The sequence below is a fragment of the Chromohalobacter canadensis genome (assembly GCF_034479555.1).
Taxonomy (GTDB): domain Bacteria; phylum Pseudomonadota; class Gammaproteobacteria; order Pseudomonadales; family Halomonadaceae; genus Chromohalobacter; species Chromohalobacter canadensis.
The window spans coordinates 315,679-329,829 of record NZ_CP140151.1; the positions used below are offsets into that span (position 1 = coordinate 315,679).

The window sequence follows — 14,151 nt, forward strand, 5'->3', positions numbered from 1 at the left end:
TAGTGCCCTTGGAACGCTGCGTATACTACGGTCGCCACCCATCCATGTCAATGCGTGCGTATCACGCGCGGAAGTGCAAAACCCACGGCAGCATAAAGCCAACATTACTGTTAAGTTGATTAAGCACATCGCTACCATCACATAGCGCATTGAGCTGAAGCATTACATAATGGCCACAACATAAGGCCAACATGACCTTTATTTCGTTAACCGGCGATTGATTGCAGGAGTTCCCTTGATCAAGGTTCTTGTCGCTGATGATCACCATCTGGTTCGCACCAGTATTGCCCGCATGCTGGATTCCGAAGACGGTTTGCAGGTTATCGCCGAAGCCGTCGATGGCGAAGAAGCCGTCAACATGGCACGTGAACTGCGGCCCGACATCGTATTGATGGATATACGCATGCCCGGTATCGGTGGACTCGAAGCCACGCGCAAGATCATGCGCGGCATGTCGGACATCAAGGTCGTGATCGTGACAGCATTCCTCGAAGAAGCGTTTGCCCAGCGCCTCATGGATGCCGGCGCCGCCGGGTTCATCAGCAAGGGCACGGAACTCGATGAAATGGTTCGCGCGATCCGCGCCATCTTCGGGGGGCAGCGCTACATCAGCCCGGATATTGCCCAGAAGGTCGTGCTGTCCAAGATAGGCTCACAGGACAATCCATTCGACCAACTCTCACATCGCGAGCTGCAGGTGACGATGATGATTGTCAACTGCCAGAAGGTCAGCGATATCTCTGACCGGCTCTTCCTGAGCCCCAAGACCGTCAACACGTATCGCTATCGCATTTTCGAAAAGCTTAATGTGCAATCCGATGTCGAGCTCACCCACCTGGGGCTGCGTTACGGCTTGATAGACGGCTACGAAGCCTCCTGATATCGAGTTGCACCGGCGCCGTGACGCGAGTCTCCGGTGCCCCTTTCCCTTTGATACACTAGCGGGCATGACCGACTCAACGAATGTCCCGCGCCCATGAGCTTCGATGCCAAACACTTTCTAAAGACGGTTTCCGAGTCGCCCGGCGTGTACCGCATGCTGGATACCGACGGCGAGATCTTGTATGTAGGCAAGGCCAAGCGGCTCAAGGCACGTCTCGCCAGCTATTTTCGCGGTGCGCTCAACACCAAGACGCAAGCCCTGGTCGGCCGCATCGCGGATATTCAGGTCACCATCACGCGCACCGAGACCGAGGCGCTACTGCTCGAGCAGACGCTCATAAAGGAGCAGCGGCCGCCGTACAATATCCTATTGCGCGACGATAAATCCTATCCTTTTATCTTCGTCTCGGATCGCCATCCTTATCCCGCGCTCGAGTTCAAACGCGCGCGCGGGAAACGCGGCGACGGTCGCTATCTGGGCCCCTTCCCCAGCACGACCGCCGTCCGCGAGAGTCTAGCGTTGGTGCAGAAGATATTTCGTATCCGCAATTGCGAGGACAGCGTCTTCGCCCATCGCACAAGGCCTTGTCTTCAGTACCAGATACAACGCTGCAGCGCGCCCTGTGTCGACTATATCGGCCGCGAGGAATACCAGCGCGACATCGACCACGCCATCATGGCCCTGGACGGGCGCAGCGAGCAGGTGACCGCGCAACTCACCCAGGACATGGAAGCCGCCAGCCAAGCGCTGGACTTCGAGGAAGCGGGACGTCTTCGCGATCAGATTCAGCAACTGCGCCGCCTGCAGGAGCGTCAGATCGTCGACACTGGCGATGGCGATGCCGATATCTTTGCCCTCGCCGAGCGTCCCGGCGGCGTCTGCATCAGCGCTCTGAGCGTACGTGGTGGACGCATGCTCGGGGCACGCCACCACATGCCGCAAAACGGCCTGGACCTGACGGCGGAAGAATTACTCGGCGCGTTCATCAGTCATTATTACCTAGGCCATGATCGCGACATCCCAAGCGAGGTCATCACGGCCCTGCCACTTGTGGATGCCGATGTCATTCAGGCCGCACTCTCCGAACGTGCCGGCAAACGCATCCGTGTGGCGCATCAGGTACGCGGTCATCGCGCCCAATGGCTGCGCCTGGCCGACACCAATGCCGAACAGCACCTCACCAGCCAGTTGGCCAACCGCTCGCAACTGGCCAAACGCTTCGATGCCTTGCGCGAGGCGCTCGACCTTGAGGAGCCCCCGACGCGCCTGGAGTGTTTTGACATCAGTCATAGCCACGGCGAGGCGACGGTCGCCTCTTGTGTGGTCTTCGATCAGGATGGACCGGTCAAGTCCGATTATCGGCGTTTCAACATCGAAGGCGTCGCGGCGGGCGACGATTACGCGGCCATGCGCCAAGCGCTGACGCGCCGCTATAAGCGCCTGGTGCAGGACGAAAGCAAACTGCCTGACGTCCTTATCGTCGATGGCGGCAAGGGGCAGCTCAACATGGCGCGCGAGGTGCTCGAGGAGGTCGGCATCACGAACACTCACCTGCTCGGCGTCGCCAAGGGTACGACACGCAAGCCCGGCCTTGAGACATTGTTCCTGGAAACCGTCGACAATGCGTTATCGCTCGATAGCGCCTCTCCCGGGTTGCACCTGATCCAGCATATTCGCGACGAGGCACACCGCTTTGCGATTACCGGGCATCGCCAGCAGCGTGACAAGCAACGCCGCACTTCGACCCTACAGGACATTCCCGGTGTCGGTCCCAAGCGCCGTCGAGAGTTGTTACGCTTCTTCGGCGGGCTCCAGGGCGTCCGCCAGGCCAGCCGCGATGAACTGGCCCGCGTGCCCGGCATCAGCGCCCAAATGGCCACGACCATTCATCAGGCCTTGCATGGATGAGCCATGAACGGAAAGATACAATGGCACGACGATCTCATTCACCAGTCAGGACTTACATCGCTCGATGAACATCCCCAACTTATTGACGCTTGCTCGAATCGTGTGCATTCCCTTGCTGGTGATCGCCTTCTATCTCCCTTATTCCTGGAGCATGCTCCTGTGCGCGGGGTTGTTCGGGCTCGCTGCTATGACCGACTGGCTCGATGGTTACCTGGCTCGTCGCTGGAATCAGAGCACCCCCTTCGGCGCCTTTCTCGACCCGGTAGCGGACAAGCTCATGGTCGCCGTCGCCCTCGCGCTCCTGATCGAACGTTTCGACGCCGTGTGGCTGACACTGCCAGGCCTGGTCATCATTGGCCGGGAAATCGTCATCTCAGCGCTACGCGAGTGGATGGCGGAAATCGGCAAGCGTGGTAGTGTTGCCGTCTCCTGGATAGGAAAACTGAAGACCACTCTGCAGATGGTCTCGCTATTGCTGTTGCTCGGATTCGCGCCTGGCTCGATGATCGCCAACCTGGGCGTCGTTCTGCTTTATGTCTCCGCCGCGCTGACGCTGTGGTCGATGTTCCAGTACCTGCGCGCAGCGTGGCCGGAATTGACGCGCTCCATGTGAGCGTTATTTTTACTTTGAAGAGAACATAAACGTTTGACATTCACAGACTTATCCCTATAATACGTCCTCGAGTTCGGCGGGAATAGCTCAGTGGTAGAGCATCGCCTTGCCAAGGCGAGGGTCGCGAGTTCGAATCTCGTTTCCCGCTCCAGAACTTAAGAGTATTGGAATGGTCAATGAGGGTCGCAAGCTGGAACGCCAGCCCGACTGGCGGCAGCCCCGTCGAATCTCGTTTCCCGCTCCAAACTCGAACGTTGACCGTTCTTGAACGAGTGCAACAAGGCTGGATGGCAGAGTGGTGATGCAGCGGACTGCAACTCCGTTAACGCCGGTTCGATTCCGACTCCAGCCTCCATTTCTTCTGCGGTGTTCCCCTTCCGTATCCGTTAGCCCGGATGGCGAAATTGGTAGACGCAAGAGACTTAAAATCTCTCGGTGGTAACACCGTGCCGGTTCAAGTCCGGCTCCGGGCACCAGTAGAATCAAGCGCTTGGCGCCCTCTCCTACTAGCATTTCTACCGACAGCCTCTAAAGTGGCAATAAAGTGCCCACCACGCGCTTGATTTCAGTGCGCCGGCATGCTGGCGAGATGGCTGGAACTTGGCGAGGAAACCGTGGCATGCCAGATGGACTGACGCCCACGCCCATCCGCCAGTGCCGTTAGCCCGTCCAGGTCGTCAATCCTGATTTCTCGCCCCTTTGCCGTAAGCAATTCCAAGTCTTGGAAACGCCCTAATAGACGGCTCACCGTCTCGACCGCCAACCCTAGATAGTTGCCGATATCGCTACGCGACATGGAAAGGCGGAAGCTGAACGGCGAATAACCTTGTTGTCGAAAGCGCGTCGACAAGGCAAGCAGAAAGCTGGCCAAACGAACATCGGACGTTCTATTCAGAAATAGACGCACCATCATGCGCTCCTGATGCAGCGCGCGACTCATTACCCGTAGAAAACAACCGTTCATGCCCAGCTCCCCCGGTCTCTTTTGGGCAAGTTCTTCGAGCGCTTCAGGCAATATTTCGCAGACGGACGTCGTTTCCAATGCCTGCGTCACCCCTGGATGAAAACCACTACTGATGGCATCAAGCCCCACTACTTCCCCGGGCAAATAAAACTGAGTAATGTGTTCTTCATTGGTGATATCACGATAAACTTGCTTCAAGCTTCCGCAGCGAACGATATACAGGCTCTTGAACTCTTCACCTTGTGCGAAGAGCGTTTGGCGCTTTCTCAAAGGCGATACCTGACGGCTGATGGTACTGAACGTGTCCAGATCACCCACCGACAAGGGCGCCGGCAAGCACATGCTGCTCAAACGATAGGTTTGCGTCGGCTGCTTGGACGGTGCCGAAAATCGAGAAGCTTTATATTGTGATGTCATCGTAGACTCCCTGCGTCTGAATCGGGTGTTCAGTATGCGTTAGAGTCTTTTTGATAACAGTTTGATATTCGCGTTTACATGTCTGGTTTTTCTCATGCCAATAACGAATTGCCGCGTAGCATGACACTCATCAAAGTCATGTGAGGCAACTCGCACTAGACTGTTTTACCCGTCAATAGCGTCCTTACATTGAGGCAAGACGTTCTTTATCGTAAGCGCCGGACATGCGCACCAGCGCCAGCGCTTCATCTCGAGAAGAGACCCGTTCGACACGCACGAGCTCATCGTCTAGACGCACTGACCCGCCTGTACGCTCGGCCAGCACCGATTCGAGCGTTTGCGTATCCAACTCGTCTCCGAAATGCAGCGTATCCACCTGCGCAGTATCGCGACTCGGCAGGTAGATCGTGCCATTGGAAAAGTCGATAGCGTAGGCAATGACGCCGGGGATGATATAAAACAGCAGACCCACGCCATCGGCTATCGCTACTGCGGGATCGACACGCCCACTGGGCTGCCCCTTGCGTTCGGGATAGAACACGGTCCCACACCCCGCCAGCGTCGTAGTGGTGGCCACGATGGTCAGCGCCGCCACCCAGCGGCGAGCCTGGAAGACTTTCCGGTCGTGCATGGCACTCATCACTTTATCCTCTTACCCTGTTCACATACATTATTTAAGGCCAAGACTAGGGCATCCATAAGCCGGGTATTACGTGCGTAAGGATATCGCAAACGTCGCGGCAACGTGAGCCTGTCATTGCCGGGCTCGACGTCCGCCTCGGCGCTACAATGCGCATCGCTTTTGCCGCGTTTACGCCTTGACCGTACAATAGTCTCATTTGCCGCGCCGCTTCAGAGCGACGTGATGTTAGGCCTCGAATCCAAGGAACCGCTTGTCCATGCGCGCCAGTCAATTGTTGCTCTCCACCCTCAAGGAAACCCCCGCCGACGCCGACATCGTCAGCCACCAGTTGATGCTGCGTGCGGGCATGATTCGTCGCCTGAGCTCGGGGCTCTATACCTGGCTCCCCCTGGGGCTGCGCACGCTTCGCAAGGTCGAGAACATCGTGCGCGAGGAAATGAACCGCGCCGGCGCTCAGGAAGTGCTGATGCCGGCCATCCAGCCAGCGGAACTATGGCAGGAATCCGGGCGCTGGGACCAATACGGCAACCTGCTGCTGCGCATTCGTGACCGCCATGATCGCGATTTCTGCTATGGCCCGACGCACGAGGAAGTGATCACCGATCTGGTGCGCAACGAAATACGCTCCTACAAACAGGTGCCCTCCAACTTCTACCAGATCCAGACCAAGTTCCGCGACGAGACGCGTCCGCGCTTCGGCGTCATGCGCGCCCGCGAGTTCATCATGAAAGATGCCTACTCGTTCGATATCGACCAGGCTGGTCTACAGCGCTCCTACGATGCGATGTATGACGCCTACATGCGCATCTTCAAGCGCCTGGGGCTGGATTTCCGCGCCGTCGAGGCCGACAACGGCGACATCGGCGGTACCGGCTCCCACGAGTTTCAGGTGCTGGCCGATTCCGGCGAGGACGCAGTCGTCTTTTCCACGTCGTCCGACTACGCCGCCAACATGGAGAAAGCCGAAGCGCTCCCCGCCCCACTCGGAGAGACGCCCACGCGCGGGGCGCCGCAGGAAGAGTTGCGTCTGGTCGACACGCCCAATGCGCGTACTATCGCCACCTTGGTGGAGCAGCATGGCTTGCCCATCGAGAAGACCATCAAGACTTTGATGGTGCATGCCGCTGAAGGTGGTCTGATCGCCTTGCTGGTGCGTGGCGATCACGAACTCAACGAGGTCAAGGCCGAAAACCTACCCGAGGTTGCCGCCCCCCTGACCATGGCCAGTGAAGCGGAAATTCGCCAGGCAGTAGGAGCAGGCCCCGGCTCACTGGGCCCCGTCAATCTGGAGATGCCGCTGATCATCGATCGCAGCGTGGCGCTGATGAGCGACTTCGGTGCCGGCGCCAACATCGACGGCCAGCACTATTTCGGCATCAACTGGGAACGCGATGTCGCCCTGCCCAAGGTGGCCGACCTGCGCAACGTGGTCGAGGGTGACCCTTCGCCGGACGGCAAGGGCACACTGGCCATCGCACGTGGCATCGAAGTCGGCCATGTTTTCCAGCTAGGTACAAAGTATTCCACGGCGATGAATGCCACTGTGCTCGACGACAACGGCCAGGCAGTTCCACTGCTGATGGGTTGCTATGGCATTGGCGTCACCCGCGTCGTCGCCGCCGCTATCGAGCAGAGCCACGATGACGGCGGCATCATCTGGCCGAATGCCATCGCCCCGTTCGAAGTCACGCTCGTGCCCATGAACGCGCATAAATCCGAACGCGTTCGCGAGCATGCCGAAACTCTTTATCAGCAACTCAGCGATGCCGGCGTCGACGTGCTGATCGACGATCGCGATTTGCGGCCTGGCGTCAAATTCGCCGATCAGGAGCTCACCGGGATTCCACACCGCGTCGTCATCGGCGAACGCGGGCTGGATAACGGCGAGCTGGAATACAAAGGACGCCGCGATAGCGAGGTCACCATGGTGCCCGCCGATACGATGCTCGATTTCCTGCGTCAACGCCTGACATCCTGATCGGCACCGGGGCATGCCCTGTGCGGCACGCCCCGGACTCCCTTCCCCTCGTCCTGGTTCACTGCCAAGATACGGACCAGACACCATCCCCAATGCAGTTCGCAGTCCGCGCGTTCTTGGCCATGCATGCGCCGCGCGCGTCACATAATAACGATTCGCCCGAGCCCATGCGTCGGCTGAACACCGACGCGCCTGGGGTCTTTCGACATGGCGTAGGATGTCGCATGACGACTCATTTTTGCTTCGACAATCACCGGTGTCCCGCATGACACCCGATACCGCCGGCCAATTACACCGCTTACGTAAAGAACAACGTCGTAACAGCGTGCTTTTCTGCGTGTTTGCGGTAGGCAGTGGGACCGCCCTCGTAGCGTCGCTGCTATTCGAGCAACACCTATCCTGGTTGATGGCGATCACGATCATGGTGATGCTGATGGGCGCCTTGCTGCGACATCGCATGGTTCAACAAACACGCCGCAACATTGCACAGTGGGAAACGCTGATGCAGGCGCAACAGCGCCAGGCGGATCAACAGGAAGCCTGGCGTCGCATGCGCGAGCTTCTGCAGCGCGATCTCGATGAGGATACCTTCCTGCACACCTTGCTCGACACCAGCGCCGAGGTGCTAGGCGCGGAGCGGGCCAGTCTATGGTTCCTGGACGAAGATCGCGCCCTGACCTGTCGCATGTCGCTCGTTGACGCACTCATTGGCATCAGGCTGGCGCCCAATGGATTGGATGGCTATCTCGCGTCACTGACGCAAAACCCGTGCTTGGTCACGTCCGACGCTCAGCATGACGAACGCCTCAGCGGCCTACGCCCTTACCTTCGCGAAAATAATATTCACTCCATGCTGGACGTGGGGATCTTCGTCGGCGGTGAGCTGCGCGGGGCAATCTGCTGTGAGTCGACCTCTCCCCGCGAGTGGCACGGCGATGAAATCACTACCCTGATGGGGTTCGCGGGATTGCTCTCCCAGTTTTCGGAATCTTTGCGCCGTCGCGAGGTAGAGCATGACCTGCATCGCCAACTCCACCATGACGAAGTCTCGGGACTGGCAACACTGAGAGGCCTCCTCGAACGTCTGCAAACGCTGACGCAACGTGACGAGGCGTTCCACCTGTTGGTGTTACGACTAGGCGGTCTCGGCCATATCAACGAGACACTCGGCCAACAGGCCGGTGATGAAGCGATTCGTCAGGTGGCCGAGAAGCTCAAGGAACGTCTGAGCGAACTGCAAGGCAGCATTCACGTCGGTCGCCTCCCGGCCAATCGCCTGTTGATCGCGATTCCCGGGCAAACAGATGAATCGCTGCGCCATTACTGCCTGGAGCGGCTTCTCTCAATGGGCGAGAACAGCTGGCGTATCTTCGGCACGCCCAGTCAGCTGCGTTTCAATGCTGGGGTGGCCCGCTACCCGCGCGACGCCCAGGATATCGAATCGCTGTTACAACGCGCCGAACTCGCAGTGCAGCACGCACGCGAGACACCACCGCCTCACTTGGCGTTCTACACCAGCCAACTAAGCGATTGGGAACAGCGCCTCAACCGTCTGGAACGCGAATTGCGTACGGCGCTCGACGAACACCAGTTTCGTCTGTATCTACAAGGACAGTTCGACTCCGCAGGACGCCTCGCGGGGGCCGAAGTGCTCTTGCGCTGGCAACATCCACGCGAAGGACTGCTGGCACCAGGCAGCTTCATTGCCGAAGCCGAGTATAGCGGCTTGATCAGGCCCATGGGGCAGTGGGTGCTCGACCAAGCCTGCGCCTTGCTCGGCGGCGCGCTGCAGAGCAGTGAGCTGTCGCTCTCGGTCAACGTTTCAGTACAACAGCTACATGACGACGCCTTCATGACCCACTTGACGCAATTGCTCGAGCGTCACGACTTCGCGCCTCGACGGCTGATCCTGGAAGTCGTCGAATCGCTTCTCGTCACACCGGGGATCGCCGCCAGACTCAATGCGCTGCGTGAACTCGGCGTACGTCTCGCCCTCGACGATTTCGGCACAGGCTATTCGTCGCTACGTTATCTACAGGATTTTCGCGTCGACGAGATCAAGATCGACAAGGTCTTCGTCGATGCCATCACGCCGCAACGCGATGCGCCGTTAGTCCGCTCGATCATCGCGCTTGGCCAGGCGTTAGAACTACGAGTGGTCGCTGAAGGCGTGGAAAACGCGGTGCAGCAAGACTATCTGTGCGCACGTGGCATCGACTGTCTGCAAGGCTACCCTGGCACGCCCCGAGCCGGTGGATACATTCTTGCGCCGCATGGAAGAGGCGTCGGCAGGATAGACGCCCACGACCCAACAGCTATTGCTTGCGATCCTCGACCTCGGATGCTGTCACATCTGCAGCCAATGGGTGGCCCTTGGCCAGTTCGGCGCGTCTCGCCGAGCGGACATCGAGAATTTCGACACGAAACACGAGGTCCTGCCCCGCCAGCGGATGATTGGCATCCACTGTCACCTGCGTGTCATCCGCCTCTATCAAGGTCACCGTGCGCGGTCCATCGGGGCCCTGCGCCTGAAAACGCATACCCGGTGATAACTCTTCGACGCCGGGAAAAGCCGTGCGCGCCACTGTCTGCACGAGATCAGGCTCATGCGCCCCATAGGCTTCCTCGGGCGCCAGATTGATCGCACGGGCATCACCGCCAGAAAGCCCCTCCAACGCTGCCTCCAGACCTAGCAGGATATTGGCGTGGCCATGCAGGTATTCGAGCGGCTCCTCGCGACGACGCGAGTCGTCGAGCACGTGTCCGGCCGAGTCGCACAACACATAATGCAGGCGAACGACGTGTTGCGGCGAGATGGTCATGAAAACTCCTGGTCTTTACAACATTGAGCGGCGTGTCATGTCGTGCGGCGTAGACCGCCCACCGGTAACTCGAGGCGCTGCTGATGATGCAGCATGTTGAGCAGAACGATGGCGCGCTCTTCCCCCTTCTGGGTCTCGAACACGGCCTTGAGCGCCTGAAAGGGGCCTTCGGTGATCTCGACGATTTCACCGGGGCGAAAGTAGACGTTGCCCGCCTCACGCACCGTCTCATCGCGCTGGGAACGGACGACCAGCATCTCGACCAACGTGTCCGGCACGGGTAGCGGCTCGTCGCCGAACGCAACCAGCCTCAACACGCCTCGCGTGGAGCGGATAGGGCGCCAATTGCTGGCCACCCGGTCAAGACGAATGAACAGATAGTGAGGAAACAAGGGTTCGGCAATCCAGACCAACTTGTTGCGACGCTTCTTCTGCACCTCGAGCAGCGGATGGAAGACACGATAGCCTTGATTGGTCAGGTGCTCACTGGCACGGAAAGACTCCCCACCCTTGCACTGCACCACGTACCAGCGCGGGCAGGCGGCCGCGTCATCGAGCGCGCTTGGATCGAGCTGATCGGTCATGTCCTCTGGCCTTCATCGTCGGGGTATGCCACGGTACGCAACCTGCGTTTTCGACACGCGCCTGGGCGCGGGCCGTTACCATGCAAACACTGCATTCTAGCATTGTGCCGGATTCATGTCCGAGCCGCATCGGGCGGCTCGCCCACGGGAGGAACCGATGACTCACGATGTCGCACACCGCCGCTGGCGCGACGCCTTGGCGGTTTATCTGCAGGCACCGGTCATCACCATGCTGTTTCTCGGCTTCGCCGCCGGCCTACCCTTCCTACTGGTGTTCTCGACACTCACGGCGTGGCTGCGTGACGCCGGAGTGGATGTCGCTGCCATCGGGTTCTTTTCCTGGATCGGCATTCTCTATTCGATCAAGATCGCCTGGGCGCCGATCGTCGATCGTGTCGCCGTGCCCGGTTTGGGCCGCTGGTTCGGTCAACGCCGCAGTTGGATGCTCTGCGCTCAGTTGACGATCGCCGCGGGGCTGCTGGGCCTGGCTGCCCTCTCGCCGCCCGCGCACCTCATCTCCATTGCCGGTCTGGCCCTATTGGTCGCGTTCGGCGCGGCGACGCAGGATATCGTCATCGATGCCTATCGCATCGAGTCCGCGGAGGAAAGCGTACAGGCCGCCATGGCCTCGACCTATATCATCGGCTATCGCGGCGGGCTCCTCGCCGCGGGTGCCGGGGCGCTTTATATCGCCGACGCGGTCTCTTGGCATGCCGCTTACGCGTGCATGGCCGCGCTCGTCGGAATCGGCGTGATCACTACTCTGGTGAGACCGGAACCGCAGCGCTCGACGCTTGGCATCCAACTCGCCAGCGAACCACGCGTACGCGCATTTTTGTACAAGCACCGGCACGCACCTCGCCGGCAACGACGTCTTGGCGCCTGGGTCATCGGGGCCATCGTCTGCCCCTTCACCGATTTCTTCGCCCGTCATGGGCGCACGGCTCTATGGTTCTTGCTGTTCATCGGTCTCTACCGCATCAGCGACCTGGCGATGGCCGCGATGGCCAATCCGCTCTATATCGACCTGGGCTTCAGTCTCTCCGAGATTGCCAATGTGACCAAGGTATTCGGCATCGCCATGAGCATTCTCGGCGGTGTGGCCGGCGGGCTTTTGGTCGTACGCTTTGGGCTGGGACGAATGCTGGTGGCGGGCGCCCTGGCGACCGCCCTCACCAACCTGATGTTCGTGGCCCTGGCCAACGCAGGACACAACTTTCCCATGCTGGTAATGACCATCATGGGCGATAACCTCGCCAACGGCCTGGCGAGCACGATCTTCATCGCCTTTCTCTCGAGCCTGACCTCACGTGCCTACACGGCAACGCAGTATGCCTTGTTCTCATCGCTGATGACGCTACCCGGCAAGTTTCTCGGCGGCTTCTCGGGGCTGGTGGTGGATGGTTTCGGCTACACAGGCTTCTTTACCGTCAGTGCGGCCTTGGGCGTGCCCGCCGTGCTCCTCGCGCTCTGGCTCGCTCGCACTCAACGCTGAACGTGGCATCCAAAGCGGCCACGCTCGCATGACGCCCCTCAACGATGAGCGTCCAGCCATGCCATGGCACCCGGCGTCGCCATCCATTGGTCACGCATCAGTTGTCGGTATTGCCATGCCTCGGCGCGCGTCCCCGGCGCCGGCGCGTCGACGGCCAGCGCCACCGGCTTTGGCTTCTCGTCGCACAGCATCGGCACCAGGTAGGGATTGGCCCGTTGGGCAACGATGAGTACCTCGTCAGCCTCGTCACGACGTGCCAGACGATACAGGGCGAGCACACGCGCCATGGTCACGCCGATCATCTCTTCCTCATCGTGCGCGCCGCTGAGCTCGGCGGCCTCGTCATCACGCCCTTCACGCAGCAACTGATCGAGCACCAACTCACGCAACCCCAGGTCATCTTCTTCATCGAGCTTGAGCACTCGCTCGGCGAGATGCCGCGAACGCGTCCGTGCGCCGCGCTCCATCCCCACAATCAGCGCCAAGGCGCAGCGCAGCAAAGTAGCATTGTCGGCGTCATCCCAGGCAAAGGGACCTTGCTGCGTCTCGAGTTGCGACAGCCATGCCTCGAACCGCGCCGCCAGCGGGGCAAAGAAGCTCTCCGCCATCCAAGGCAGGCTTCCGAAGCGGCTGGTCAATGCCAGGCTCAGCGACTGCATTACCGCCGGCGAGCCCAACCATTCGGGATGAGCACACAAAGCGGGTAGCCATTCTCCGGCATTTTCCCATGGGTCGGACTCGAAACTCAGCGCGGCATCTTCGTCGACGGTCACCTTGAAATACTCGAACCACGCCGCGAAGGCGGTATCCTCACGAGCCGTGGCATGATATTCCACGTGGCCTTCCGGAGTACGCGACAACTGCAGCCAAGGCGGTTCCTCCAAGGTGTCGAGCAAGGCGGCAAGCGACGCCAACGGCTCGGCCAGATCTTCCTCGGAGTTGATCATCTGCTCAGCCAGGGTTGCCTCGGGATTGGCAGCCAGGTCGGCCAAAAACTGTAGCTGATCCGTTTCGAGGTCGGAGCGCTTGGAGAGTCGACGCCACCAGAAATGCGCCCGGGCGCGGGCTTCTGCGGGATGGCCCTCGTGCAGCAACAGCATGGCCTCGATATAGGCCAACGTCGGCGAGTCGGGCAGCGTTTGCTGAGCCCGCACGAAAGCTTCCCGAGCGCTGGCCAAGTCGTCGCTGTCGAGGTGCATCAAGCATAGGCGCTCAAGCGCCACACCACGCAGGAAGGTCGGGCCACGCTCCAGGACCTCGTCGAGTAACGACGCCCGCTTGCGATGAAAACCGCGCGATTGATAGAGATCGACGAGAATTTCAAACGCCGGCTCGGCCTGCTCGGGAAGGCGCGACCAGTCACGCTCGCTGGAGAAAAGGCTTTCGAGGATCTGCTGGGCACGACCACGCTGACCGCTTTCGGCAGCAATCAAACCGGCCTCCAGCAGTGCCTGATCCGGCGCTTTGCCGCTGCCCAGGGCCGCCTTGAGTGTCTCGCCGGTCCATTCCTTGAGCGAAAGCATCCACATCAGGTGCGAGGGAACCGCACCCGGCAGCGTCACCGCACCGCAGCATTGCTTGGTCTTGCGCCCTGAATCGCACCAGCAAGGCTCGTTGCGCCCCGGCCACGCCAAGGGCTCGGGATCGAAACCAAGTCGCACCAGCGGCGTCTCGTTCCACAACAAGGGCGCCAAAGCCTGCGCCATGCCTAGGTCACCGCCGACGCGTACCACTCCCTCGTCGCGCGCCCAGATCATCAGCGCCGGATAATGCTCGTTGTCGCGTATCGCTTTCAACGCGCCGCTGGCGTACCCCAGCAGTTGTTCCACCCATGCGGCCAGCAT

At 60.0% G+C, this 14,151-nt stretch carries 10 protein-coding genes, 3 tRNA genes and 1 pseudogene; 9 read left to right on the top strand and 5 right to left on the bottom strand.

Annotated elements, in window-relative coordinates:
- Positions 1–235: 235 nt before the first annotated feature.
- The 6 genes from uvrY to SR908_RS01595 all read left to right on the top strand — a co-directional run bounded on the left by uvrY (position 236) and on the right by SR908_RS01595 (position 3,880).
- The gene (uvrY, locus tag SR908_RS01570; RefSeq protein ID WP_246922828.1) at positions 236–880 is read left to right on the top strand and encodes a UvrY/SirA/GacA family response regulator transcription factor; all 645 of its coding nucleotides are present in this window, start codon (positions 236–238) and stop codon (positions 878–880) included.
- Positions 881–976: 96 nt separating this feature from the next.
- Complete coding sequence (uvrC, locus tag SR908_RS01575) at positions 977–2,791, top strand: excinuclease ABC subunit UvrC (protein WP_246922831.1); 1,815 nt, start codon at positions 977–979, stop codon at positions 2,789–2,791.
- 64 nt (positions 2,792–2,855) lie between these two features.
- On the top strand, positions 2,856–3,404 hold the full coding sequence (gene pgsA / locus SR908_RS01580) for a CDP-diacylglycerol--glycerol-3-phosphate 3-phosphatidyltransferase (RefSeq protein ID WP_097022928.1): 549 nt from the start codon (positions 2,856–2,858) through the stop codon (positions 3,402–3,404).
- Positions 3,405–3,480: 76 nt separating this feature from the next.
- Positions 3,481–3,555: transfer RNA gene (locus SR908_RS01585), tRNA-Gly, on the top strand.
- A 130-nt stretch (positions 3,556–3,685) separates the two neighbouring features.
- Positions 3,686–3,759 (top strand) — tRNA-Cys (locus SR908_RS01590).
- Between the two features lie 34 nt (positions 3,760–3,793).
- Positions 3,794–3,880 (top strand) — tRNA-Leu (locus SR908_RS01595).
- Between the two features lie 89 nt (positions 3,881–3,969).
- Here the strand turns inward: SR908_RS01595 and SR908_RS01600 are convergent.
- Positions 3,970–4,785 (bottom strand): helix-turn-helix domain-containing protein, encoded by an 816-nt coding sequence (locus SR908_RS01600; protein WP_246922834.1) that lies wholly within the window; start codon positions 4,783–4,785, stop codon positions 3,970–3,972.
- Between the two features lie 184 nt (positions 4,786–4,969).
- Positions 4,970–5,425: a hypothetical protein gene (locus SR908_RS01605; RefSeq protein WP_246922837.1), complete on the bottom strand. Its 456-nt coding sequence runs from the start codon at positions 5,423–5,425 to the stop codon at positions 4,970–4,972.
- Positions 5,426–5,684: 259 nt separating this feature from the next.
- Between SR908_RS01605 and SR908_RS01610 the strand changes: the two genes are divergently transcribed.
- The gene (locus SR908_RS01610) at positions 5,685–7,406 is read left to right on the top strand and encodes a proline--tRNA ligase (RefSeq protein ID WP_246922840.1); all 1,722 of its coding nucleotides are present in this window, start codon (positions 5,685–5,687) and stop codon (positions 7,404–7,406) included.
- Between the two features lie 550 nt (positions 7,407–7,956).
- A pseudogene (locus SR908_RS01615) lies at positions 7,957–9,627 on the top strand (putative bifunctional diguanylate cyclase/phosphodiesterase); the annotation flags it as partial.
- Between the two features lie 94 nt (positions 9,628–9,721).
- On the opposite strand, the gene SR908_RS01620 reads toward SR908_RS01615, so the two are convergent.
- Positions 9,722–10,228, bottom strand: coding sequence for an FKBP-type peptidyl-prolyl cis-trans isomerase (locus SR908_RS01620; protein WP_246922842.1), 507 nt, complete (start codon positions 10,226–10,228; stop codon positions 9,722–9,724).
- A 35-nt stretch (positions 10,229–10,263) separates the two neighbouring features.
- Positions 10,264–10,812, bottom strand: coding sequence for a transcription/translation regulatory transformer protein RfaH (gene rfaH / locus SR908_RS01625; RefSeq protein ID WP_246922845.1), 549 nt, complete (start codon positions 10,810–10,812; stop codon positions 10,264–10,266).
- Positions 10,813–10,969: 157 nt separating this feature from the next.
- Here rfaH and SR908_RS01630 point away from each other — a divergent pair, with 157 nt between their 5' ends.
- A complete protein-coding gene (locus SR908_RS01630) occupies positions 10,970–12,307 on the top strand; it encodes an AmpG family muropeptide MFS transporter (RefSeq protein WP_246922848.1) in 1,338 nt (445 codons plus the stop codon).
- Between the two features lie 38 nt (positions 12,308–12,345).
- Here SR908_RS01630 and SR908_RS01635 read toward each other — a convergent pair whose 3' ends face one another.
- On the bottom strand, positions 12,346–14,151 hold the full coding sequence (locus tag SR908_RS01635) for an SEC-C metal-binding domain-containing protein (RefSeq protein ID WP_246922851.1): 1,806 nt from the start codon (positions 14,149–14,151) through the stop codon (positions 12,346–12,348).